Origin of the sequence: Rathayibacter sp. VKM Ac-2804 (genome assembly GCF_009866655.1) — a bacterium.
Taxonomy (GTDB): domain Bacteria; phylum Actinomycetota; class Actinomycetes; order Actinomycetales; family Microbacteriaceae; genus Rathayibacter.
In genome coordinates this window covers 45,608-67,825 of sequence record NZ_CP047420.1, presented here as the reverse complement: position 1 = coordinate 67,825, position 22,218 = coordinate 45,608, and the positions used below count along the sequence as shown (strand labels likewise).

The window sequence follows — 22,218 nt, the reverse complement described above, 5'->3', positions numbered from 1 at the left end:
GTAAAGTTGAGTCATTCGAACTCAACTTTCGAACCGCAAGGAGGAGATGCAGATGCAGGCCGGTCGGACACCCCAGCAGGACGAGTCGTCCGCTCTCGCGCAGTACGGCGTCGACCTGACCGCGATCGCGGCGAGCGGCAAGCTCGACCCGGTCATCGGACGGGACGCCGAGATCCGTCGCGTGAGCCAGGTGCTCACGCGCCGCACCAAGAACAACCCCGTGCTCATCGGCGAGCCCGGCGTCGGCAAGACGGCGGTCGTCGAGGGGCTCGCGCAGCGGATCGTCGCGGGCGACGTCGCTGACAGCCTCAAGGGCAAGCGGCTCGTCAGCCTCGACCTCTCCGCGCTGATCGCGGGTGCGAAGTACCGCGGCGAGTTCGAGGAGCGGCTGAAGGCCGTCCTCGCCGAGATCAACGACTCCGGCGGCCGCATCATCACCTTCATCGACGAGCTGCACACCCTGATGGGCGCGGGCGGCGGCGAGGGCTCGGTGGCCGCCGCGAACATGCTGAAGCCCATGCTCGCCCGCGGCGAGCTGCGGATGATCGGCGCCACGACGCTCGACGAGTACCGCCAGTACATCGAGAAGGACGCGGCCCTCGAGCGCCGCTTCCAGCAGGTCTTCGTCGGCGAGCCGACCGTCGAGGACACGGTCGCGATCCTCCGCGGCCTCAAGGAGCGCTACGAGGCGCACCACAAGGTCGCCATCGCCGACTCCGCGCTGATCGCCGCCGCCTCGCTGTCCAACCGCTACATCACCGCCCGTCAGCTGCCCGACAAGGCCATCGACCTCATCGACGAGGCCGCCTCGCGCCTGCGGATGGAGATCGACTCCGCGCCGGTCGAGATCGACGAGCTGCGCCGCTCCGTCGACCGGCTGAAGCTCGAGGAGCTCGCGCTGAAGAAGGAGAAGGACGAGGCCTCGAAGGCGCGGCTGGAGAAGCTGCGCGAGGACCTCGCCCGCCGTGGTGCGCACCTCGCCGAGCTGCAGCAGCGCTGGGAGCGCGAGCGCGCCTCCCTCAACCGCATCGGCGATCTCAAGAACCGGCTCGACGCCCTGCGGATCGCGGCCGAGCGGGCCCAGCGCGAGGGCAACCTCGAGCGCGCCTCGCGCCTGCTCTACGGCGACATCCCGGCGGCCGAGAGCGAGCTCGCGGCGGCCGAGCAGGAGGAGCAGCCGGCCGAGGGCCGCATGGTCAACGAGCAGGTCACCTCGGACGACATCGCCGCGGTCATCGCCGCCTGGACGGGCATCCCCGTCGGCCGGCTGATGCAGGGCGAGACGGAGAAGCTGCTGCACCTCGAGACCGAGCTGCACCGGCGCCTGATCGGCCAGAACGAGGCCGTCTCGGCCGTCGCCGGCGCCGTCCGCCGCACCCGCGCGGGCGTCTCCGACCCCGACCGGCCCACCGGCTCCTTCCTCTTCCTCGGCCCGACCGGCGTCGGCAAGACCGAGCTCGCGAAGGCGCTGGCCGATCACCTCTTCGACGACGAGAAGGCGATGGTCCGCATCGACATGTCGGAGTACGGCGAGAAGTTCGCCGTCTCGCGGCTCGTCGGCGCCCCTCCCGGCTACATCGGCTACGAGCAGGGCGGCCAGCTGACCGAGGCCGTGCGCCGCCGGCCGTACTCGGTCGTGCTGCTGGACGAGATCGAGAAGGCGCACCCCGAGGTCTTCGACGTGCTGCTGCAGGTGCTCGACGACGGTCGGCTCACCGACGGCCAGGGCCGGACGGTCGACTTCCGCAACACGATCCTCATCCTCACCTCGAACCTCGGCTCGCAGTTCCTGATCGACCAGTCGCTGTCCCGCCCGCAGAAGGTGGAGGCCGTGCAGCAGATGGTGCGGCAGGCCTTCAAGCCCGAGTTCGTGAACCGGCTCGACGACATCGTCGTGTTCGAGGCGCTCGACCGCACCGAGCTCGGCGAGATCGTCTCGCTCTACGTCGACCGGCTCTCGCGCCGGCTGGCGGAGCGGCGCCTCGACCTCGCGGTCACGCCCGCCGCCCGCGGCTGGCTGGCCGAGCGCGGCTACGACCCGCAGTACGGCGCCCGCCCGCTGCGCCGCCTCATGCAGCAGGAGATCGACGACCGGCTGGCGACGGCCCTCCTCGACGGCTCCATCCGCGACGGCGACGTCGTGCTCGTCGACGCGGGCCCGGACGGCCTCCAGGTCTCCGCGGGCCTGACGACGCCGTAGCCCGGGCGCGCCCCGCGCCCTCCCCCCGCGCCCCTCCCATTCCTCAAAAGTTGCGGTAGTCGCGCGCCACTACCGCAACTTTTGGAGAGTGAGGGGGGCGGCCGGGCACGGGGGCTCCTCCACAGGGGGCGACCGCGGGCGGTCCGTCCACAGAGCGGAGGACGGAGCCGCGCGGCGGCAGTCCGCGCGCGTACCGTGCCGGGCATGGACCACTCGACCCGCCTCCCCGGCGCGCGCATGGCCGACCTCGCGCCCGAGGAGCGGCCGCGCGAGCGGCTCCGCGCCCGCGGTCCGGAGGCGCTGACCGACGCGGAGACGCTGGCCGTGCTGATCGGCAGCGGGGTCCGCGGGGCGAACGCCACCGTCGTCGCGCAGCGCCTGCTCGCACGCTTCGGCGGCATCGACGCGGTATCGCGGGCGGGCGTCGCCGACCTGGTCCGCCTGCGCGGCGTCGGCGAGGTCGCGGCCTGCCGCATCGTCGCGTCCTTCGAGCTGCGGCGGAGGATGAACCGCGCCGGGCGGGCCGCGCGCGTCGTCGACGCGGCCGGCCTCGCTGAGCTGGTGACGCCGCTGCTCGCCGCACGGCCGACGGAGACCGTGCTCGCGGTCGCCCTGACCGCCGCGGGCGCCGTGCGCGACGTCATCGCGCTCGCGGACGGCCCGCCCGCCCACGCCGACCTGCCGGTGTCCGAGATCCTCGCCGAGGTGCTGGCGCGGGGTGCGGCCGCGGTCAGCCTCGCCCACAGCCACGCGGGTGCGGCGGAGGTCCTCCCCTCCGACCGCGCCGTGACGCGGTCGCTCGTCGAGGCGTGCGCGGCCTGCGGGCTGCGCTTCGTCGCGCACGTCGTCGTCGGCGCCGACGGCTGGCGGGAGGCACCGCCGTAGCGTCCGCGGACGTTCGTGCAAGCCCCTGTCCCGGCACCTGTCGCTCCGCGCGAGCGGCGTAGCGTGGTCGAGCCCCCACCCCCTCTCGAGCAGGAGTCCCCATGCGAGCAACGATCATCCACGGCGAGCGCGACGTCCGACTCGAGGAGGTGCCCGACCCCGTGCTGTCCACCGGTCGCGACGCGATCGTCCGCGTCACCGCCGCGTGCGTCTGCGGCTCCGACCTCTGGCCCTACCGCGGCGTCACCCCGACGAAGGAGGCGCACCGCATCGGCCACGAGTTCGTCGGCGTCGTCGAGGAGATCGGCGACGACGTGCACGACATCGCGGTCGGCGACTTCGTCATCGCCCCCTTCTACGTCTGCGACGGCACCTGCGCGAACTGCGCGAACGGCGTCTCGACCTCCTGCCTCACCGGCGGCTGGTGGGGCGCCGAGGTCGGCGAGCAGGGCTTCGCCGACGGCGCGCAGGGCGAGAAGGTCCGCGTCCCGCTCGCGGACGGCACGCTCTTCCCGGTCGGCACCGACGTCGACCCGACGCTCATCCCGAGCCTGCTCACCCTCGCCGACGTGATGGGCACCGGCCACCACGCCGCCGTCTCGGCCGGGGTCACCGCGGGCTCCACCGTCGCGGTCGTCGGCGACGGCGCGGTCGGCCTCTGCGCCGTGCTGGCGGCCAAGCGCCTCGGCGCGACGACGATCATCGCGATGTCCCGGCACGAGTCCCGCCAGGCGCTCGCCACCCGCTTCGGCGCGACCCACATCGTCGACACCCGCGGGGACGAGGGCGTCGCCCGGGTCCGCGAGCTCACCGACGGCATCGGCGCCGACTGCGTCCTCGAGTGCGTCGGCACCAAGGAGTCGATGCAGCAGGCCCTCGACTCGGCCCGCCCCGGCGGCATGGTCGGCTACGTCGGCGTCCCCAACGGCGGCCCCGAGCTGCCCGTGCGCCAGATGTTCGGCTCCAACGTCGGCGTCAACGGAGGCGTCGCGCCGGTCCGCGGCTACATGGCGGAGCTGCTGCCCGACGTGCTGAGCGGCGCGATCGAGCCGGGCCTCGTCTTCGACCTGGAGCTGCCGCTCGAGGAGATCGCGGAGGCGTACGCCGCGATGGACGAGCGCCGCGCGATCAAGACGCTGGTCCGCCCGTAGGTCCGACCCGCCGGAGGCCGGTCCCGCCCGCGAGCCGGGCCCGGCCTCCTCGGGGAGGGGCGTTCGCGCGGTGCGCAGGAGTAGCCTCCCGCGCATGACCGCGTCACCGCGCGGCGCCGCGACGGCGCCCCTCTTCCATCCGGACCTCGCGATCGGCCGCCTCCTCCCGCCGATCGTCCTCGGCCCGCGCCTGCTCCGCCTCGCCACCCGCCGCCAGGCCACCGGCGGGGAGGCACCGCCCGACCTCGTGGTCGAGGACCTCGAGATCCCGGGACCGGACGGCCACCCGGTCCCGGCCCGCAGCTACCGCCCGCGCACCCTCCGCGGTGCCGCACCCGCGCTGGTCTGGGTGCACGGCGGCGGCATGGTGCTCGGCAGCCGCTTCGACGACGAGGCGTCGAACATCGCCTTCGCCCGGACCCTCGGCATCACGGTCCTCTCGGTCGGCTACCGGCTCGCACCCGCCCACCCGGCGCCCGCCGCCCTCGAGGACGTGCTGGCCGCGTTCCACTGGCTCGCGGCGCACGCCGACGAGCGCGGCATCGACCCCGCGCGGATCGCGCTCGGCGGCGCGAGCGCGGGCGCCGGCCTGGCCGCGGGGGCGACCCTCCTCGCCCACGACCGCGGGGGAGCGCAGCCCGCCTTCCAGCTGCTGGTCTACCCGATGCTCGACGACCGCACCGTCACCCGCCCGGGCCCCGCGCCGCGCGGCGTCCGCGTGTGGACGCCGGGCAGCAACCGCTTCGGCTGGACGTCCTACCTCGGCGGCGAGCCCGGCGGCCCCGACGTCTCGCCCTACGCCGCGCCCGCCCGCCGCGACGACCTCTCGGGCCTTCCGCCCGCCTGGATCGGCGTCGGCACGCTCGATCTCTTCCACGACGAGGACGTCCGCTACGCCGAGCGGCTCCGCGCGGCCGGAGTTCCGTGCGAGCTCGAGATCGTCGAGGGCGCCTTCCACGGCTTCGACGCGCTCTTCTCCCGCACCGGGGTGGCGAAGCGCTTCTGGGCGGCGAAGGCGGCGGCCCTCCAGGCGGCCCTCTCGGTGTGATGTCCGGCTGCCGCCACCCCGGATGGGAGCATGGACGCATGGACATCGACCGCCTCGCCACCCGCTACGAGATCGCCCTGCCCGCCTGGATCGAGGACGCTGTGCGCGACGTCCCCGAGTTCCTGCCCGAGCGCGAGGACCGCATGGCCCTCGTGCACGCTCTGGCCGACCGCAACTTCCGCGAGGGCAACGGCGGCCCCTTCGCGGCGATCGTCGTCGAGCGCGACTCCGGCCGCGTGGTCTCGGTCGGCGTGAACGTCGTCCTGGGCAGCGGGGTCTCCTCGGGGCACGCGGAGGTCACCGCGCTCGGTCTCGCGCAGACCGCGCTCGGCTCGTGGGACCTGGGCGGCGAGGGCCTGCCGGCGCACGAGCTGGTCGTCAACTGGCGGCCCTGCGTGCAGTGCTACGGAGCGACGCTGTGGTCGGGCGTGCGCCGCCTGGTGGTCGCCGGGTCGGGCCCGGAGCTGGAGGAGATCTCCACCTTCGACGAGGGCCCGATGCGCGAGGACTGGGCCGCGCAGTTCGAGGGGCGCGGCATCGAGGTCGTCGACGGCGTGCTGCGTGACGAGGCGCTGGCCGTGTTCCGCGCCTACCGCGAGCACGTGGACGCGGGCGAGGTGCTCGTCTACAACGCGCGCGCCGCCGACTGAGCCCCGCGCCCTGAACGAGCGAGCCGCCCCGGAGGATCTCCGGGGCGGCTCGTGCTGTCGGCGGGCTCGTTCCGTCGCTGTGCCTGTGGGCTCAGTGGTTGCCGGGCGTGTACACGGCGGAGGCGCGCCACCAGTCGTCGAACATCGACAGCGGCACCTGGCGCTTGTGCTCGGTCGCCTGGTACCGGGCCTCGATCGCCTCGGCGACCTCGGTCGCGACGTCGCCGCCCTCGAGGTACTCGTCCAGGTCGGCGTAGACGAGGCCGAGGTTCGACTCGTCCGTCTGGCCGGGGTTCTCGTCGAGCAGGTCGGCCGTCGGCGCCTTCTGGTAGAGCCGGGCCGGGGCATCGAGGTGCTCGAGGAGCGAGCGGCCCTGGCGCTTCGTCAGGCCGGTGAGCGGGAGGACGTCGGCACCGCCGTCGCCGAACTTGGTGAAGAAGCCGGTCACCGCCTCCGCCGCGTGGTCCGTTCCGACGACGAGCATGCCCGCCTGGCCGGCGATCGCGTACTGCGCGACCATCCGGGCGCGCGCCTTGACGTTGCCCTTGACGAAGTCCGAGATCGGCTCGCCGACCGCATCGCCGAACGCCGAGGCGATGCCGTCGACGCCGGCGTGGATGTCGAAGGTGACCTGGCGGTCGGGCCGGATGAAGGTCAGCGCGAGCTGCGCGTCCTCCTCGTCCGCCTGCACCCTGTAGGGCAGCCGCACCGCGATGAAGGAGGCGTCGCCGCCGTCCGCGCGCACCTGCTCGACCGCGAGCTGGCAGAGCCGCCCGGCCAGGCTCGAGTCCTGCCCGCCGCTGATGCCGAGCACGAGGCCCTTGGCCCCGGTGTGCCGGAGGTAGTCGGCGAGGAAGCCGCTGCGCCGCTCGACCTCGGCGGCCGGGTCGACGGTGGGGGAGACGTGGAGCTCGGAGATGATTCGCTGCTGGACATCGCGCACGCGTCAACGCTACTCCCGATGCCCCCGCCCCGCCCCGCTTCGGAGGTGACCGGAAGCCTCGGGCGGCGCGCACCGTCATGCCGGGTCGAGCAGCCCCGCCCGCGCTCACACATGCTGGTCGAGCAGCCCCGCAGGGGCGTCTCGAGACCCACCCTGCTGGACGCGGGGCCCGTGCGTCTCAGCCGCGCGCGGCGACGATGCGGGCGATCCGCTCCGGGACGGTGTCGTCCTGGAGGCTCGTGACGTCGCCGAGGGCGCGGCCGTCGCGGATGTCGCCGAGCAGGCGGCGCATGATCTTGCCCGAGCGGGTCTTGGGCAGATCCGGCACGACGACCACGTCGCGCGGCTTCGCGATCGGCCCGATCGCCGTCGCCACGTGCTCGCGCAGCAGCTGCGACAGATCGGCCTCGAGCGCCGTCCAGTAGGCGGGATCCTCCTCGGCGCGGTCGATCCCCTCGTCGGAGGGGATCACGAACGCCGCGATCGCCTGCCCGGTCGTCGCGTCCTCGACGCCCACCACCCCGGCCTCGCCCACCGCCGGGTGCGCGACGAGCGCCGACTCGATCTCGATGGTCGAGAGCCGGTGCCCCGAGACGTTGATGACGTCGTCGACCCGGCCGAGCACCCAGATGTCGCCGTCGGCGTCGTACTTCGCGCCGTCACCGGAGAAGAAGTAGCCGCGGTCGGCGTAGCGGGCCCAGTAGGAGTCGCGGTACCGCTCCGGGTTCCCCCAGACCGTCCGCGCGAGGGCCGGGCCGGTGCGGTCCACCACGAGGTAGCCGCCGGAGCCGTTCGGCACCCGCTCGCCGGCCTCGTCCACGACGAGGGCGCCGAGGCCGGGCAGGGCGCCGAGCGAGGAGCCGGGCTTCAGCGTCGAGACGCCGGGCAGCGGGCACATCACGGCCGCGCCCGTCTCGGACTGCCACCAGGTGTCGACGATCGGGCAGCGCCCGCCGCCGATCCGCTCGTGGAACCAGACCCAGGCCTCGGGGTTGATCGACTCGCCGACCGTGCCGAGCAGCCGGAGGCTGGAGAGGTCGTACTCGGACGGCACGCCCTCCGGGAACCAGGTCATCAGCGTCCGGATCAGGGTCGGCGCCGTGTAGTAGACGGTGACGCCGTAGCGCTCGATGATCTCGAAGTGCCGCGCGGTGTGCGGGGTGCTCGGTGTGCCCTCGTAGATCACCTGGGTGATTCCGTTCGAGAGCGGCCCGTAGATCTCGTAGGTGTGCGCCGTCACCCACGCCAGGTCGGCGGTGCACCAGTGCACGTCGTCCGGCTTCGCGTCGAAGACGGCCCAGTGCGTCCAGGAGGCCTGGGTGAGGTACCCGCCGCTGGTGTGCACGAGGCCCTTCGGCTTCCCGGTCGTGCCCGAGGTGTAGATGATGAACAGCGGCGTCTCGGCGTCGAAGGCCTCGGCCTCGTGCACGTCGGGCTGCGGGTCCACCACGTCGTGCCACCAGACGTCGCGGCCCTCGGTCCACGGGAGGTCCGGCGTCTCGTCGCCGGTGCGGCGGACGACGAGCACATGCTCGATCGACTCGACGCCGGCGACGGCGTGGTCCGCGTTCGCCTTCACGGCGACGGCCTTCCCGCGCCGGAACTGGCCGTCGGTGGTGACGAGCAGCTTCGCTCCGGTGTCCTCGACGCGGAACCGCACCGCCTCCGCGGAGAAGCCGCCGAAGACGAGGGAGTGGATCGCGCCGATCCGCGCGATGGCGAGGGTGATGACGACGGTCTCGGGGATCACCGGCAGGTAGACGACGACGCGATCGCCCTTCCCGATGCCGAGCGCGGTGAGAGCGTGCGCGGCGCGGGCGACATCGCGCTGCAGCTCGGCGTAGCTGATCGAGCGCCGGTCACCGCGCTCGCCCTCGAAGTGCAGGGCGGTCTTGTCGCCGCGGCCCGCATCGACGTGCCGATCGACGCAGTTGACGGCGACGTTGAGCGTGCCGCCCTCGAACCAGGTCGCGCGCGGGACCGACAGCGTGCCGTCCTCCTGCGGGACGGCCGGCTCCCAGCGGTGGGCGGTGTGCCAGGGCTCGACCCAGTCGAGGCGCCGGGCGGCCTCCTCCCAGAACGCCACGGGGTCGGCGGCGGCGCGCGCGTGCTCGTCCGGGCCGACGTTCGCCTGCGCCGCGAACGCCTCGGGCGCCGGGAAGCGGCGGGACTCCTCGAGCAGGTTGGCGATCGTCTCGCTCATCGGCGTGCCTCCGTGATGGTCGTACCGGTCGTGGGATGCGTCCTGCCGGTCATCCTCACGCCCACTTCCTGATCGCGAAGCGCTGGAACACGCCCACGATCGAGTCGGTCAGCTTGCCCAGCACCGCCAGCAGGATGATCGCGAGGAAGACGCGGTCGATCCGCCCGTTGCTCTGGCTGTCGGTCAGGCGGAAGCCCAGGCCCATCGACGAGGCGATCAGCTCGGCGGCGACCAGGAACAGCCACGACTGCGCGAGGGCCAGTCGCAGCCCGGCGATCACCGAGGGGATCACGGCGGGCAGCTGCACCGCCGTGAACAGCCGCACGCCCGAGAGCCCGAACGCCCGGCCCGCCTCGACGAGCTGACGGTCGACGTGGCCGAGGGCGGTCGCCACGGTGGTGAACACGGGGAAGAACGCGCCGATCGTGATCAGGGTGATCTTGGACTCCTCGCCGATCCCCATCCAGAGCAGCAGCAGCGGCACCCAGGCCAGCGACGGCACCGCGCGGATCGCGCCGAGCGTCGGCGCGAGCACGACCTCCCAGACCCGGGAGAGCCCGAAGAGCGCGCCGACCAGCAGCCCCAGCGCGGAGCCGAGGCCGAACCCGATCAGCACCCGCTGCGTCGAGATCGCCACGTCCTGCCCGAGGTCGCCGCGCTGCGCGAGATCGACCGCCGCCGCCCAGACCATCGCCGGCGACGGGAACACCGAGACCGACACCATCCCGGTGGTCGTGACGATCTGCCAGGCCGCGAGCAGCAGCACCGGCAGGATCGCCCCGCCGACGACCAGGAACCAGCGCCGCGAGGTGAGCGGCCGGGCGTGCACCGCCTCGTCGTCGCGGAGCCGCTTCTGCGACGCCTCGACGCTCGGTCCGACCACGGCGGTGCCCACCGCGCCGGGCGCCTGCACGAGTCCGGTGCTCCGGCGCACGAGGTCGGCGTCGGTCACGGTCTCGTCGTCGCGTGTCGCCATCGTCGTCTCCTCGTTCATCGAGCGGTCGGTGCAGGGGGCCGGGTCCGGGTGGGCGTCAGGAGCGCCGTCAGGCGATCGCGGACGGGTCCGCCGCCGACGCGTAGGTGTCGTCGATCAGCGAGTCGAGGGCCGCGTCGACCTGGTCCTGCGAGGCGACGTCGCCGTTCGCGACGAAGATCGGGCCGATCACCGCGAGCACGTCGGTCTGCGCGGAGCCGGGGACGTTGTCGACGTCGAGGTTGCTGCGCTCGGTGATCACCGTGGTCGCCACGGCGACGTCGAGACCGGCGACCGACGCGAGGATGCTCGCCGTCTCCTCCTGGTTCTCCAGCGCCCAGGCACGGGCGTGCTCGTAGGCGTTCACCACGGTCTGCGCGAGGTCGGGCTTGGCCGCGAGGAAGCTCTCGGTGGCGTTGAGCAGCCCGTAGGAGTTGAAGTCGACGTTGCGGTAGAGCAGGGTCGCCCCGGCCGCCTCCGCCCCCGCCATGATCGGGTCGAGACCGGCCCAGGCGTCGACCGAGCCGTTCTGCAGCGCCGCCCAGCCGTCGGCGTGCTGGAGGTTCTGCACGGTGACGTCGTCGATGCTCAGGCCGGCGGCCTCGAGCGCCTGCACGAGGAAGAAGTAGGGGTCGGTGCCGCTGGTCGCCGCGATCTGCTTGCCGGCGAGCTGCTCGACGCTCGTGATGGCGGAGCCGGCGGGCACGACGAGGGCGGACCACTCCGGCTGCGAGAAGATGTCGATCGTCCTGATGGGCGAGCCGTTCGAGCGGGCGAGCAGTGCGGCCGAGCCGGCGGTCGAGCCGACGTCGATCGCCCCGGCGCGCAGCGCCTCGTTGGCCTTGTTCGAGCCGGCCGACTGCACCCAGGTGACCGTGACCTCCTGCTCGGCGAGGGCGGTCTCGAGCCAGCCCTTCTCCTTGATGACGAGGCTGAGCGGGTTGTAGGTCGCGAAGTCGAGCGTCAGCGTGCCGCCCCGGGTCGTCGCGGTCGAGCCGTCGGAGGCGGCGGGTGCCGCGGCCGCGCCGCCGCTGCCCTCGCCCTGGACGCAGCCCGCGAGGAGCGGGACCGCGGCGGCGGTGAGCAGGCCGGCGAGCGCGGTGCGACGGGTGAGCGGGGAGGTGCTGAAGGACTGGAGCGACATGGGGGCCTCGACTTCGATGCGGTTCCGGGAGTGGAACGAGTGTGCGGGAGCAGGGGGGGAGGGATGCCCGCGAGCGGCGGGATCCGTGGACGGACAGCGGGATCACCGCCTGGGGAGGAGCGGGGGAGCGGGTCCGGGACGGCCTAGTGCCGCTCGATCCCGAGACCCTCGAGCAGCTCGACCCGCCGCTCGGCGAGCTCGGCGGAGCCCCGGTCTCGGGGCCGGGCGCCGGGGACCGTCATGATCTGCCGGATGCGAGAGACGCCGCCCGGCTCGTCGCGGCCGAGCAGCACGATGCGGTCGGCCAGCTGCAGCGCCTCGTCCACGTCGTGGGTGACGAGCAGGATCGTCGCGGGAGCGGCGGCGTGCACCTCGAGCAGCAGGTCCTGCATCCGCAGGCGGGTCAGCGCGTCGAGCGCTCCGAACGGCTCGTCCAGCAGCAGCACACCGGGGTTGCGGGCGAGGGCGCGGGCGAGCGAGGCGCGCTGGGCCATGCCGCCGGACACCTCGCGCGGCCGGGAGCCGGCGTGCGCGGTCAGCCCGACGAGCGAGAGCAGCTCGTCGACCGCGGTGCGGCCCGCCTCGCGCGAGGTACCGCGGGGCAGTCCGAGCGCCACGTTCGCCGCGAGGGAGCGCCAGGGCAGCAGCCGCGGCTCTTGGAACGCCACCGCGCAGCGCGGGTCGATGCCGGAGACGGGCGAGTCGTCGATCAGCACGCTGCCGGCGCTCGCCGTGTCGAGACCGGCCGCGATCCGGAGCAGCGTCGACTTGCCGCAGCCGCTCGGTCCGAGGATCGCGATCACCTCGCCGGCCCGCACATCGAGCGAGACGTCGGCGAGGACGGGGGCGCCCGGGGCGAAGGTGCGGCCGACCCCGTCGAAGCGCACCGGGAACGCCGACTGCCCGAGCGCGGCGTCGAAGGCGAGGCTCGTGCGGGCGGGCGTTCCGGTCATGAGGGCTCCGAGGCGGGGCGGGCGGGCGGACCCGTCCGATCGTACGGACGAGCGCCGACTCCTCCGATTCCATGACGAAACGCGGAGTAACACAGCGGGCGCCGCGCCACGGGCCCCGAACGACGAAGGCCCCGCCGGCACCGCGGAGCGGCGGCCGACGGGGCCTCGGGGGAGCGGACTACGCCTGGACGAGCACGAGCTCCTCGAGCGGGAGGCGCGTGCGGGGCGCGGTCTCGCGCTCGCGCAGCACGTCGTTCGAGAGCGCCTCGGGGCCGGCCAGCACGCCCACGGCGGCGACGGTCACGGGGTCGAAGCGCGCGTCGACGCCGAACGCCGTCCGGACGCCGTCCTTGTCGAAGCCGGCCATCTGGTGCACGTGCAGTCCCTCGTGGTGCGCCTGCACGCTGAGGTGGGCGACGGCCTGGCCGAGGTCGTAGACGGCCCACGGGCGCGCCTCGCCCTTCTCGTCGACGGTCTCGGCGAGCGCGACGATCAGCGCGGCGGCCGAGCCGGCCCACGCGGCGTTGAAGCCGACCAGGGTGCCGACGATGCTGACGAACTCGGGCGTCCCGCGGCGCGCGACGATGAAGCGCGAAGGCTGCGAGTTGCCGGCGGAGGGGGACCAGCGGGCGGCCTCGAGCAGCGAGGTCAGCGTCTCGTCCGCGATCACGGCGGTGGCGTCGTAGGAGCGGGGGCTCCAGCGCTCGGCCAGCACGTCGAGGATCGGGGCGCTGGTCGAGGCGGTGCGGGTGGCGGTGTCGGTCATGGGTGCTTCTCTCCGGGGATGGTGCCGAGCAGGGAGGGCCTCGTCGCCCCACGCAGTCAACCGCGGACCGCCCGCCGGCATTCCCGACGAGCGCGTTCGCCCACGGAGGAGCACGGGGTCCTGTCGGTGCGGAACGGTACCCTGGGAGACGGCGTGGCTCCCCGCGCGCGACAACTCATCACTCTGGAGGAACATCCATGGCCCAGCACTTCGACGTCGTCGTCCTGGGGGCAGGCCCCGGTGGATACGTGGCCGCGATCCGTGCCGCCCAGCTCGGCAAGTCCGTCGCCATCGTCGAGAAGAAGTACTGGGGCGGTGTCTGCCTCAACGTGGGCTGCATCCCCTCCAAGGCCCTCCTGCGCAACGCGGAGCTCGCCCACATCTTCCACGCGCAGGCGAAGCAGTTCGGCATCTCGGGCGACGTCTCCTTCGACTTCGGCGTGGCCTTCGACCGCAGCCGCACCGTCGCGGACGGACGCACCAAGGGCGTCCACTTCCTGATGAAGAAGAACAAGATCACCGAGTTCGACGGCACCGGCTCCTTCACCGGCCCGCAGGGCCTCGACGTGCAGCTCACCAAGGGCGGCTCCGAGTCGCTCACCTTCGACGACGCGATCATCGCGACCGGCGCGAGCGTCCGCCTCCTCCCCGGCGTCGAGCTCTCCGAGAACGTCGTCACCTACGAGACGCAGATCATGACCCGCGAGCTGCCCGACACGATGGCCATCGTGGGCGCCGGCGCGATCGGCATGGAGTTCGCCTACGTCCTCAAGAACTACGGCGTCGACGTGACGATCATCGAGTTCATGGACCGCGCCCTCCCCAACGAGGACCCGGACGTCTCCAAGGAGATCCAGAAGCAGTACAAGAAGCTCGGCGTCGAGATCCTCACCTCGACCAAGGTCGAGTCGGTCGTCGACAAGGACGGCTACGTCACCGTCACCTACACCGGCAAGGACGGCACGCAGTCGACCCTCGAGGTCGACAAGGTCCTCATGTCGATCGGCTGGGTCCCGCGCGTCGAGGGCTTCGGCCTCGAGAAGACGGGCGTCGAGGTCACCGAGCGCGGCGCCATCGGCATCGACGAGTACATGCGCACCAACGTCCCGCACATCTACGCGATCGGCGACGTCACCGCCAAGCTGCAGCTCGCGCACGTCGCGGAGGCGCAGGGCGTCGTCGCCGCGGAGACCATCGCCGGAGCCGAGACCCAGACCCTCGGCGACTACCGGATGATGCCGCGCGCCACCTTCTGCCAGCCGCAGATCGCCTCCTTCGGTCTCACCGAGAAGCAGGCGACCGACGAGGGCCACGAGATCACCGTCTCGACCTTCCCGTTCATGGCCAACGGCAAGGCCCACGGCCTCGGCGAGCCGACCGGCTTCGTCAAGCTCATCGCGAGCAAGCAGTACGGCGAGCTCCTCGGCGCCCACATGATCGGCCCGGACGTGTCCGAGCTGCTCCCCGAGCTCACGCTCGCGCAGAAGTGGGACCTCACGGCGACCGAGCTGGCCCGCAACGTGCACACCCACCCGACGCTGTCGGAGGCGCTCCAGGAGGGCTTCCACGGCCTCAAGGGCCACATGATCAACATGTAGCTCCCCGCACCACCTGCACCACCTGCACCGCGTGCTCCGGCTCGCAGGATCCGCCTCGGCTCGTCTGATCGCAGTGATCCTGCGAGCCGGAGCCGTCTCCCCGAGCCGGAGGACCCGTCCCGAGTCGGAGGTCGCGTCCGAGCCGGATCCTGTGTCGAGCCGGATGCTGTGTCGAGGAGCCCGGCTCGGGGCCGCCGCTAGCGTGGACGGATGGATCCGCGCCTCCTCGACCGCCTCGCCGCCGACGCCTGGCCACCCCTCGAGCGCCGAGCGCTCGCCGGCTGGTGGCTGCGCGCGGCCGGCGGCGTCACGAAGCGCGCCAACTCGGTGCTCACCTCCGGTCCCGTCGAGGACGTGGACCAGGCGATCACCGCAGCGGAGGAGTTCGCGCGCGAGCAGGGGATCCCGCCGCTCTTCCAGCTCGGCCCCGCGACTCTCCCCGCCGACCTGCCCGCGCGGCTCGCCCGCCGCGGCTACGCCGGGCATGAGCGCACCCTCGTCCTCACCGGCTCCGTGACGGAGGCGCTCGCCGCGCTCGGTCCCGCCGCCACGGAGGCCGCGGAGTCGGTCGAGACGACGGAGGCGCCCGGTGAGGAGTGGCTGTCGCTCTGGTGGTCGGTCGACGGCCGCGGCGGCGACGCCGAGCGCGGGATCGCCGAGCGGATCCTCGCGGGCTGCGACTCCGCCTACGCCCTGCTGCGGGACGGAAGCTGCCCCGCCGCCTGCGGCCGGCTCTCCTGGGCGACCGCCGAGGACGGCGAGCGCTGGTGCGGGTTGTTCGCCCTGGCCACCCGCCCGGACGCGCGCCGCCGCGGCCACGCCGCTACTCTCCTCCGCGCCCTGCTCGAGCAGGCCGCCGCACGAGGCGTCGACCGCCTGTGGATCCAGGTGCTCGCCGACAACGCCGCCGCCCGCCGCCTCTACGCGTCCCTCGGCTGCCGCGAGTCCTCGCACTACGAGTACTGGCGCCGCTGAACGTCCCCCTCCCTCCCGCGAGATGCCACTTGTGCACGCGACACGCCGGAGAAGGCGTGCACAAGTGGCATCTCGCGGCGGGGGATCAGCCGGCGATGACCGCTCGCGCCACGGACTCGGCTCGAGCCGCGTCGCCCGTCACGAGCACGCGCCACCACGTGTCATCGGCCAGCACGTCGACCTCGCACGAGCCGCCGCCGCAGCCCGAGAGCGCCCGGTCGCCGAGGCCGTCGAGCGGAGTGAGCGTGACGGCGAGCCCGGTCGTCAGGGAGAGGTTGCGCCAGCCGTCCTCGCCGTTCGGCAGCACGTCGACGCTCAGGCCCGCGTAGCTGCTGCTGGTCGCGTCGGTCCAGGTGCACGAGGCGTAGCCCGCGCGGGCGGCGGCCGCGGCGGAGGCCGTCGACGGCGTGACGCCCTCGGTCCCGGTGCCCGGAGTGGCCTCGACCAGCCCGGCCGTCGTCGCCAGCTGCTCGCCGGTCAGCACCTCGGCGCAGACCGGAGCGGTCGCGGTGACGGGCTCGTCGAGCCGGCCGTCGGCGGCCGCGGCGGTGGCCGTGGCGAGTGCGGTGAGATCGGCGTCGGCCGGCGAGCCGGTCAGCGCGAGCGTCACCCAGGTCGAGCCGGTGAGCAGATCGACGGAGCAGACCTCGACGGAGCAGGCGCTGTAGGCCTCGACATCGGTCGCGAGGCGCGTTCCGCCGGAGAGACCGGCCGCGGCGAAGGCGTCCGCCGCGTCCTCCGCCGCGGAGGCGACGATCGATGCCGTGCCGTCCTCCTCGTACCAGGCGCAGGTCAGCAGTCCGCCGTTCTCCTGCGCCGACTCGCGGATCAGCTCGGCCGACGAGCGCACCGCCTCGTCCCGCGTCCCCTCGAGCGAGCCGGCTGCGATCCCGAGGGCGCTCGAGGCGCGCGCGACCGGCAGCAGGGCGTCGCAGTCGAGCCGGGCGGCCGAGGAGCGGCTCGGGGCGGGCGACGCGGAGGCCGTGGGAGGCGCCGACTCGGACGCCGTCCCGCCGGCCTCCGGCTCGGCCGCCGTGCAGCCCGCGAGCAGCCCGATCGCGACGAGCAGCGCCGCCCCCGCCCCGACGGCGCGCGTCCTCACGCCGCCAGCTCGCGCTCGATCGCCGCCGTGAACGCGTCGATGTCGTCCTCGCCGGTGTCGAACGAGCAGACCCAGCGCACCTCGCCCGTCGCCGGGTTCCAGTCGTAGAAGCGGTAGGCGGCGCGGAGGCGGTCCGCCACTCCCGCAGGCAGCGTCGCGAACACCGCGTTCGCCTGCGTCGGCTGGGTGAAGGCGAGCCCGGTGATCCGCCCCGCCGCCACGGCCTCGTCCAGCTGCGAGCGCAGCCGCGCGGCCATCGCGTTCGCGTGCCGTGCCGAGCGCAGCCAGAGCGGCTCCGCCTCGCCGTCCTCGCCGAGCATCGCGAGCAGCTGCGCCGAGAGGAAGCGCATCTTCGAGGACAGCTGCATGTTGGTCTTGCGGAGGAAGGTCAGCCCGCTGGACGCCTCGGGGTCGAGCACGACGATCGCCTCGCCGAGCAGCATCCCGTTCTTGGTGCCGCCGAAGGAGAGCACGTCGACTCCGGCGTCGCTGGTGAAGGCCCGGAGGGGCAGTCCGAGGGCCGCTCCGGCGTTCGCGATCCGCGCGCCGTCCATGTGGAGCCGCATCCCCCGTTCGTGGGCCTGGTCGGCGAGAGCGCGCACCTCCTCGGGTGTGTAGACGGTGCCGAGCTCGGTCGACTGCGTGATCGAGACGACCAGCGGCTGAGCGCGGTGCTCGTCGCCGAAGCCCCAGGCCTGCTCGTCCACCAGCGCGGGTGTGAGCTTCCCGTCGGGGCTGTCGACGGTGAGGATCTTGATCCCGCCGACCTTCTCGGGGGCCCCGCCCTCGTCCGAGTTGATGTGGGCGGTGCCGGCCGAGACGACCGCTCCCCAGCGGGGCAGCATCGACTGCAGACCGGTCACGTTCGCCCCGGTTCCGTTGAAGACGGGGAACGCCTCCGCCTGCTCGCCGAACTCGCGGCGGAAGACGCGCTGGAGCTCCGCGGTGTAGACGTCCTCGCCGTACGCGACCTGGTGAGCACCGTTCGCGGCCGCGATCGCAGCGAGCACCTCCTCGTGCACACCGGAGTAGTTGTCGGAGGCGAAACCGCGGAGGTCGGGATCGTGCAGAGCGCTCATCCCCCCATCCTCGCAGCCCGTCGCCGCTCGATCCTGGGGAGCGCGCGCCGCTGACGCCCGTGTTTCCATCGCGTGAACGCTCTCTCCCGCGAAAGCCGATTGCCGTCAAGAAGTTGGTATCGGGTGAGCGGCAGGCCACTCTTGTCCTATGCGCATGGACACTTCGGGGGCGGTCCGCGACATGCCCGCCCCTCCCGGGGTGGACGAGATCGCGGCTCGCTTCGGCGATCCCGTCCTCGCGTTCGCCCCGCAGCCCCGTCTCGAGGAGTTCGCGGCAGCCCAGACCATGGCGCTCGGACGCTTCGTCGAGATCTCCCTCTCCTACTCGTTCTACAAGAATCCGCGCAATCGCGCCGACCCGGTCAACCACGTCCCGCTCACCCCGGAGCAGAAGCGCGCGATCGAGCGCGCCGAGAACGATCACCTCCCGCCGTGGATGGTCGACCAGGTCACCCGGATGCGCTACCCCGTGCTGTGGGAGGCGGTCCGCACCTCCGTGCCGATCCCCGCCGAGCGCAGCCGGCCGCTGGAGTCGCGCCTCGCCGCGCACATGGGCGACGTGCTCCGCAACACCTTCCCCGGCCGCGTCCGCACCCGCCGCGGCGGCATGCCGGTGGTCGCCGCCGCCCTCCGCGACGAGGACGTCGTGCGCGGCGTCCCGGTCGTCGTCGACGGCGAGGCGCTGCGCGGCTACCGCGTCGACACCGACCCCGACGTGGTCGCCATCGGCGCCCGGGTCGACGGCCGCTACATGACCGTCGTGCTCGACCGGAAGATCGTCCCCGACATCCGCATGGAGTTCGTCCGTCGAATCCCGCCACGTCCGGCCCCGGCCCAGCCGCGGCGCTGACGCCCGAACGGGCACGCACGCGTCGCGTCGGGCACGATCGGACGCCACCCGGACCGGATCGGTCAGGACCGCCCCGGCACCGCGATCCCGTGCTCGTAGGCGAAGACGACGGCCTGGATGCGGTCGCGGACGCGCAGCTTCATCAGGATCTTGGACACGTGCGTCTTCACGGTCGCCTCGCCGACGAAGAGCTCGGCGGCGATCTCGGCGTTGGACGAGCCGCGGGCCAGGTGCACCAGCACCTCGCGCTCGCGGTCGGTGAGCTCCTCGATGCCGGGGTGCACCTCGGCGGCCCGGGCCGGCGCCGTCGCGAAGCGCTCGAGCACGCGGCGGGTCACGTCGGGGGCGAGCATCGCGTCGCCGCGCGCCACGACCTGCACGGCCTCGACGAGCGCCTCCGGGGACGCGTTCTTGAGCAGGAAGCCGCTCGCTCCGGAGGACAGCGCCTCGAAGAGGTAGTCGTCGCGGTCGAAGGTGGTCAGGATGAGGACGCTGGAGCACAGGCGCGGATCCTTGACGATCTCGCGGGTCGCGGCGAGGCCGTCCATCCCGGGCATCTGCACGTCCATGCAGATGACGTCCGGGCACAGCTCGGAGGCGCGCTCGATCGCCTCGATCCCGGTGCGGGCCTCGCCGACGACGACGATCCCCGGCTCGGACTCGAGGATGGTGCGGAAGCCGGCGCGGACGAGCTCCTGGTCGTCGACGAGCAGCACCCGGACATCGGCCGTCATGCGCGCCCCCCGCTCGCTCGCTCCCGGCGCCCCCACGACACCTCGGACGACGCTACCTGCTCCCCGGCCCCCGCGCGGACGCTCGTCAGAGGGACGCGGGCGCGCACCAGGTAGCCGGAGCCGCTCGGCCCTGTCTCGACCGTGCCGCCGACGGCCGCCGCGCGCTCGATCATGCCGGTGTGCCCCAGGCCGCACGACGTCGCGGCCACGGGCTGCGCTCCCTCGCCCCCGTCGTCGGCGACCTCGAGCTCGACGGCGTCCTCGAGGTAGCGCAGGCGCACCTCGGCGGTCGCCCCGCGCCCCGCGTGCTTGCGGACGTTCGTGAGCGACTCCTGCGCGATCCGGTAGAGGCTGAGGCCCGCGGTCGCCGGGATGTCACGCGGCTCCCCGACGGTGAGGAACACGGCGGGCAGACCGGAGCCCGTCGCGGCGACGACGAGCTCCTCGAGCTGCGCCACTCCGCGGGTCGAGGCCGCATCGGTGTGCGGGTCGAGGGCCGTGTCCTCGGTGCGGAGGGCGATCAGGATGCGGTGGAGCTCCTCGATCGCCGAGCGCGCGTCGCTCTCGATCGCGCTCAGCGCCGTCGCCGCCCGCTCCGGATCGCGCGCGAGCACCCGCCGAGCCGCCCCCGCCTGCACGCCCATCACGCTGACGTGGTGGGCGACGACGTCGTGCAGTTCGCGGGCGATGCGCAGCCGCTCCGAGGAGACGGCCTGGCGGGAGGAGCGCTCCCGCTCGTCGTCGAGCTCGGCCGTGCGCGCCTCGAGCGCCTCCAGCCGCCGCGCCGACTGCCAGGACGCGTCGCCGAAGACGTAGGCGCTGCCGAAGTAGAGCAGGTTCGCGACGACGGCCAGCGCCGACTCCGCGATGTACGGCGGGAGCAGCCCCGCGGACTCCTCGGCCGGGAGCGGACTGCTCACCGGCGCGCCGGTGGCGAGGGTGACGATCAGCCAGCCGAGCATGCCGACCGCGATCACCGTGCGCACGACGAGCGCGAGACGCCGGTCGCGACTCCAGGCCCCGACCGTGTAGAGCGCGAGGTACAGGCAGATCTGGTTGAACAGCGACTCGGGCACCTGGAGGATCAGCCCGAGGGCGTAGACCGCGGTGAGCGCGACCGCCACGGTCGACGGGAACCGCCGGCGCAGGGCCAGCGGGAGGGTCATCGCGAGCGCCCAGAGCGTGCTCACGGCGGGGTGCGCGGCGTCGGTGAAGCCCGCCGAGGTGTAGAGGGCGACCGAGAGGAGCGTCGCCGCCAGCAGGACGCCCGCGGCGACGGAGTCGCGGACGTACGCGGCGCGGGTCGGCGCGCGCCGGGTCCAGCCCGCATCGAAGGGGTCGGCAGCGACGGCGCCAGAAGGCATGCGCCCCACGCTAACCGACGACGGTCGGGCGAGCCGACGCGCGAGTCGCCGCATGACGCTCCTCCCGCCCCGGTCGGGCCGGAGCGGAAGGAGTGCCGGCACGGTCAGTCCCGCCCGGTGATGCCCGCGGTCGACGCGATCACGTCGCCCATCTTCTTGCCGAGGGCCTCGTAGAACATGGACAGCGGGAACTCGTCGTCCAGCACCGCGTCGGTCAGCCCGCGCGGAGCGCCGAGGAGCACCTCGTCCGGCAGCCCGCGCGCCCAGGCGGAGGCGGGGTGCGGCGTCACCGTCGCCGCGACAAGCGCGTAGGCGGCGAGCCAGTGCGCGGTCTTCGGCCGGTCGATCGAGCGCCAGTAGAGCTCGTCGATGGCGTCCGAGAGCGCGACGACGACGTCGGCGACGCTGTCCCACTCGAAGGCGAGCCGGGTGTCGGTCCAGTGCAGGACGCCGTGCTGGTGCAGCCAGGCGAAGAGCAGCTGGCCGCCGAGCCCGTCGTAGTTGCGCACCCGCGAGCCGGTCAGCGGGAAGCGGAACAGCCGGTCGAAGAGGATCGCGTATTGGACCAAGCGCGCCCGCGCCGAGAGCGCCTCCTCCTCGCCGTCGCGGTGCTCCTGGCCGGCCAGGCGCCGCTCGATCGCGACGGACTCGCGGAACGCGGTCAGATCGCAGCGCAGCTCCTCGAGCGAGTAGAGGAAGAACGGCATCCGCTGCTTGATCATGAACGGGTCGAACGGCAGGTCGCCGCGCATGTGGGTGCGGTCGTGGATGAGGTCCCACATCACGAAGGCCTCCTCCGCGGTGTGCTGATCCTCGAGCATCCGGCGCGCGTCCGCCGGCAGCTCCAGCCGGGTGATCTCCGCCGCGGCCGAGACGACGCGGCGGAAGCGCGCGGCCTCGCGGTCCGCGAAGATCGCCCCCCAGGTGAAGGCGGGGACGGCGCGCATCGCGACGGTCTCGGGGAAGAGCACGGCGCTGTCCGTGTCGTAGCCGGCGGTGAAGTCGACGAAGCGCACCGGCACGAACAGCGCGTTCGAGTAGTCGCCCGCCTCGAGCTCGGCGACGAAGCGCGGCCAGACGACCTCGACGAGCACGGCCTCGACGTGCCGGTCGCGGCTGCCGTTCTGCGTGAGCATCGGGAAGACGACCAGGTGGCGCAGCCCGTCGACGCGGTCGAGCTGCGGCTGGAACGTCTGCAGCGAGTCGAGGAAGTCCGGGACGCCGAGGCCCTCGGCGCTCCAGCGCTCGAAGTCGACGACGAGCGCCTCGAGGTAGGCGGCGTCGTGCGGGAAGGCGGGCGCGAGGGCGCGGATCGCGTCGACGAGGTGCTCGATCTCGGCGCGGGCGTCGTCCAGGCGGTCCGGGTCGGCCAGCGAGCCGTCCTGCGTCTGGAGCGGCTGGAGCGCAGTGGCCGCGGCCTTGAGGCGGAGCCAGGCGCGGGAGGTCTCGATGCGGTCCTCGACGACCTCGGGTTCTCCGACGACGGTGCTCTGCACGAATTGCGACATGGTGATCCTCCTCACGCTCGTATAACCGGGTGGTTCGGGCCGGATCCGGCCCATCCCCGAGCGTATGGGCCGCGGCGCGCGCTTTTCTTGCG

19 protein-coding genes are annotated in these 22,218 nt (G+C 73.3%); 8 read left to right on the top strand and 11 right to left on the bottom strand.

Going from position 1 to position 22,218, the window contains the following annotated elements; genetic code table 11:
• The first annotated feature begins 52 nt into the window (after positions 1 to 52).
• From GTU73_RS00330 to GTU73_RS00310, 5 genes are all read left to right on the top strand, one after another.
• On the top strand, positions 53 to 2,200 hold the full coding sequence (locus tag GTU73_RS00330; protein WP_160085972.1) for an AAA family ATPase: 2,148 nt from the start codon (positions 53 to 55) through the stop codon (positions 2,198 to 2,200).
• Positions 2,201 to 2,404: 204 nt separating this feature from the next.
• Positions 2,405 to 3,085 carry a UPF0758 domain-containing protein gene (locus GTU73_RS00325; RefSeq protein WP_160085970.1) on the top strand — a complete coding sequence of 227 codons (681 nt, stop codon included), beginning with the start codon at positions 2,405 to 2,407 and terminating at the stop codon, positions 3,083 to 3,085.
• A gap of 101 nt (positions 3,086 to 3,186) precedes the next feature.
• The gene (locus GTU73_RS00320) at positions 3,187 to 4,236 is read left to right on the top strand and encodes a zinc-dependent alcohol dehydrogenase family protein (RefSeq protein WP_127887857.1); all 1,050 of its coding nucleotides are present in this window, start codon (positions 3,187 to 3,189) and stop codon (positions 4,234 to 4,236) included.
• A gap of 94 nt (positions 4,237 to 4,330) precedes the next feature.
• The gene (locus GTU73_RS00315) at positions 4,331 to 5,284 is read left to right on the top strand and encodes an alpha/beta hydrolase (protein ID WP_160085968.1); all 954 of its coding nucleotides are present in this window, start codon (positions 4,331 to 4,333) and stop codon (positions 5,282 to 5,284) included.
• A gap of 38 nt (positions 5,285 to 5,322) precedes the next feature.
• The gene (locus GTU73_RS00310) at positions 5,323 to 5,934 is read left to right on the top strand and encodes a hypothetical protein (RefSeq protein ID WP_208543709.1); all 612 of its coding nucleotides are present in this window, start codon (positions 5,323 to 5,325) and stop codon (positions 5,932 to 5,934) included.
• Between the two features lie 91 nt (positions 5,935 to 6,025).
• Here the strand turns inward: GTU73_RS00310 and nadE are convergent, their stop codons facing one another.
• The 6 genes from nadE to GTU73_RS00280 all read right to left on the bottom strand — a co-directional run bounded on the left by nadE (position 6,026) and on the right by GTU73_RS00280 (position 12,916).
• The gene (gene nadE / locus GTU73_RS00305) at positions 6,026 to 6,877 is read right to left on the bottom strand and encodes an ammonia-dependent NAD(+) synthetase (RefSeq protein WP_160085966.1); all 852 of its coding nucleotides are present in this window, start codon (positions 6,875 to 6,877) and stop codon (positions 6,026 to 6,028) included.
• Positions 6,878 to 7,055: 178 nt separating this feature from the next.
• Positions 7,056 to 9,080: an acetate--CoA ligase gene (gene acs, locus GTU73_RS00300; protein WP_160085964.1), complete on the bottom strand. Its 2,025-nt coding sequence runs from the start codon at positions 9,078 to 9,080 to the stop codon at positions 7,056 to 7,058.
• 55 nt (positions 9,081 to 9,135) lie between these two features.
• A complete protein-coding gene (locus GTU73_RS00295) occupies positions 9,136 to 10,056 on the bottom strand; it encodes an ABC transporter permease (protein WP_160085962.1) in 921 nt (306 codons plus the stop codon).
• Positions 10,057 to 10,123: 67 nt separating this feature from the next.
• Entirely contained in the window at positions 10,124 to 11,197 is a 1,074-nt protein-coding gene (locus tag GTU73_RS00290) for an aliphatic sulfonate ABC transporter substrate-binding protein (protein ID WP_160085960.1), read from the bottom strand.
• A 143-nt stretch (positions 11,198 to 11,340) separates the two neighbouring features.
• A complete protein-coding gene (locus GTU73_RS00285; RefSeq protein WP_160085958.1) occupies positions 11,341 to 12,150 on the bottom strand; it encodes an ABC transporter ATP-binding protein in 810 nt (269 codons plus the stop codon).
• A 178-nt stretch (positions 12,151 to 12,328) separates the two neighbouring features.
• On the bottom strand, positions 12,329 to 12,916 hold the full coding sequence (locus GTU73_RS00280; protein WP_160085956.1) for a nitroreductase family protein: 588 nt from the start codon (positions 12,914 to 12,916) through the stop codon (positions 12,329 to 12,331).
• 197 nt (positions 12,917 to 13,113) lie between these two features.
• Here GTU73_RS00280 and lpdA point away from each other — a divergent pair, with 197 nt between their 5' ends.
• The gene (gene lpdA / locus GTU73_RS00275) at positions 13,114 to 14,514 is read left to right on the top strand and encodes a dihydrolipoyl dehydrogenase (protein ID WP_123706034.1); all 1,401 of its coding nucleotides are present in this window, start codon (positions 13,114 to 13,116) and stop codon (positions 14,512 to 14,514) included.
• Positions 14,515 to 14,724: 210 nt separating this feature from the next.
• Positions 14,725 to 15,489, top strand: a complete 765-nt coding sequence (locus tag GTU73_RS00270; RefSeq protein ID WP_160085954.1) for a GNAT family N-acetyltransferase — start codon at positions 14,725 to 14,727, stop codon at positions 15,487 to 15,489.
• A gap of 85 nt (positions 15,490 to 15,574) precedes the next feature.
• Here GTU73_RS00270 and GTU73_RS00265 read toward each other — a convergent pair whose 3' ends face one another.
• Positions 15,575 to 16,591: a hypothetical protein gene (locus tag GTU73_RS00265; RefSeq protein WP_160085952.1), complete on the bottom strand. Its 1,017-nt coding sequence runs from the start codon at positions 16,589 to 16,591 to the stop codon at positions 15,575 to 15,577.
• Positions 16,588 to 17,670 carry a low specificity L-threonine aldolase gene (locus tag GTU73_RS00260; protein WP_160085950.1) on the bottom strand — a complete coding sequence of 361 codons (1,083 nt, stop codon included), beginning with the start codon at positions 17,668 to 17,670 and terminating at the stop codon, positions 16,588 to 16,590. Before GTU73_RS00260 ends, GTU73_RS00265 begins: the two co-directional genes overlap by 4 nt.
• A 154-nt stretch (positions 17,671 to 17,824) precedes the next feature.
• Here GTU73_RS00260 and GTU73_RS00255 point away from each other — a divergent pair, with 154 nt between their 5' ends.
• Positions 17,825 to 18,520: a hypothetical protein gene (locus GTU73_RS00255; protein ID WP_159421748.1), complete on the top strand. Its 696-nt coding sequence runs from the start codon at positions 17,825 to 17,827 to the stop codon at positions 18,518 to 18,520.
• A gap of 62 nt (positions 18,521 to 18,582) precedes the next feature.
• Here GTU73_RS00255 and GTU73_RS00250 read toward each other — a convergent pair whose 3' ends face one another.
• From GTU73_RS00250 to GTU73_RS00240, 3 genes are all read right to left on the bottom strand, one after another.
• Positions 18,583 to 19,254 (bottom strand): response regulator transcription factor, encoded by a 672-nt coding sequence (locus GTU73_RS00250; protein WP_160085948.1) that lies wholly within the window; start codon positions 19,252 to 19,254, stop codon positions 18,583 to 18,585.
• On the bottom strand, positions 19,251 to 20,618 hold the full coding sequence (locus GTU73_RS00245; RefSeq protein WP_160085946.1) for a histidine kinase: 1,368 nt from the start codon (positions 20,616 to 20,618) through the stop codon (positions 19,251 to 19,253). Before GTU73_RS00245 ends, GTU73_RS00250 begins: the two co-directional genes overlap by 4 nt.
• Positions 20,619 to 20,722: 104 nt before the next feature.
• On the bottom strand, positions 20,723 to 22,126 hold the full coding sequence (locus GTU73_RS00240; RefSeq protein ID WP_160085943.1) for a DUF6421 family protein: 1,404 nt from the start codon (positions 22,124 to 22,126) through the stop codon (positions 20,723 to 20,725).
• Positions 22,127 to 22,218: the final 92 nt, after the last annotated feature.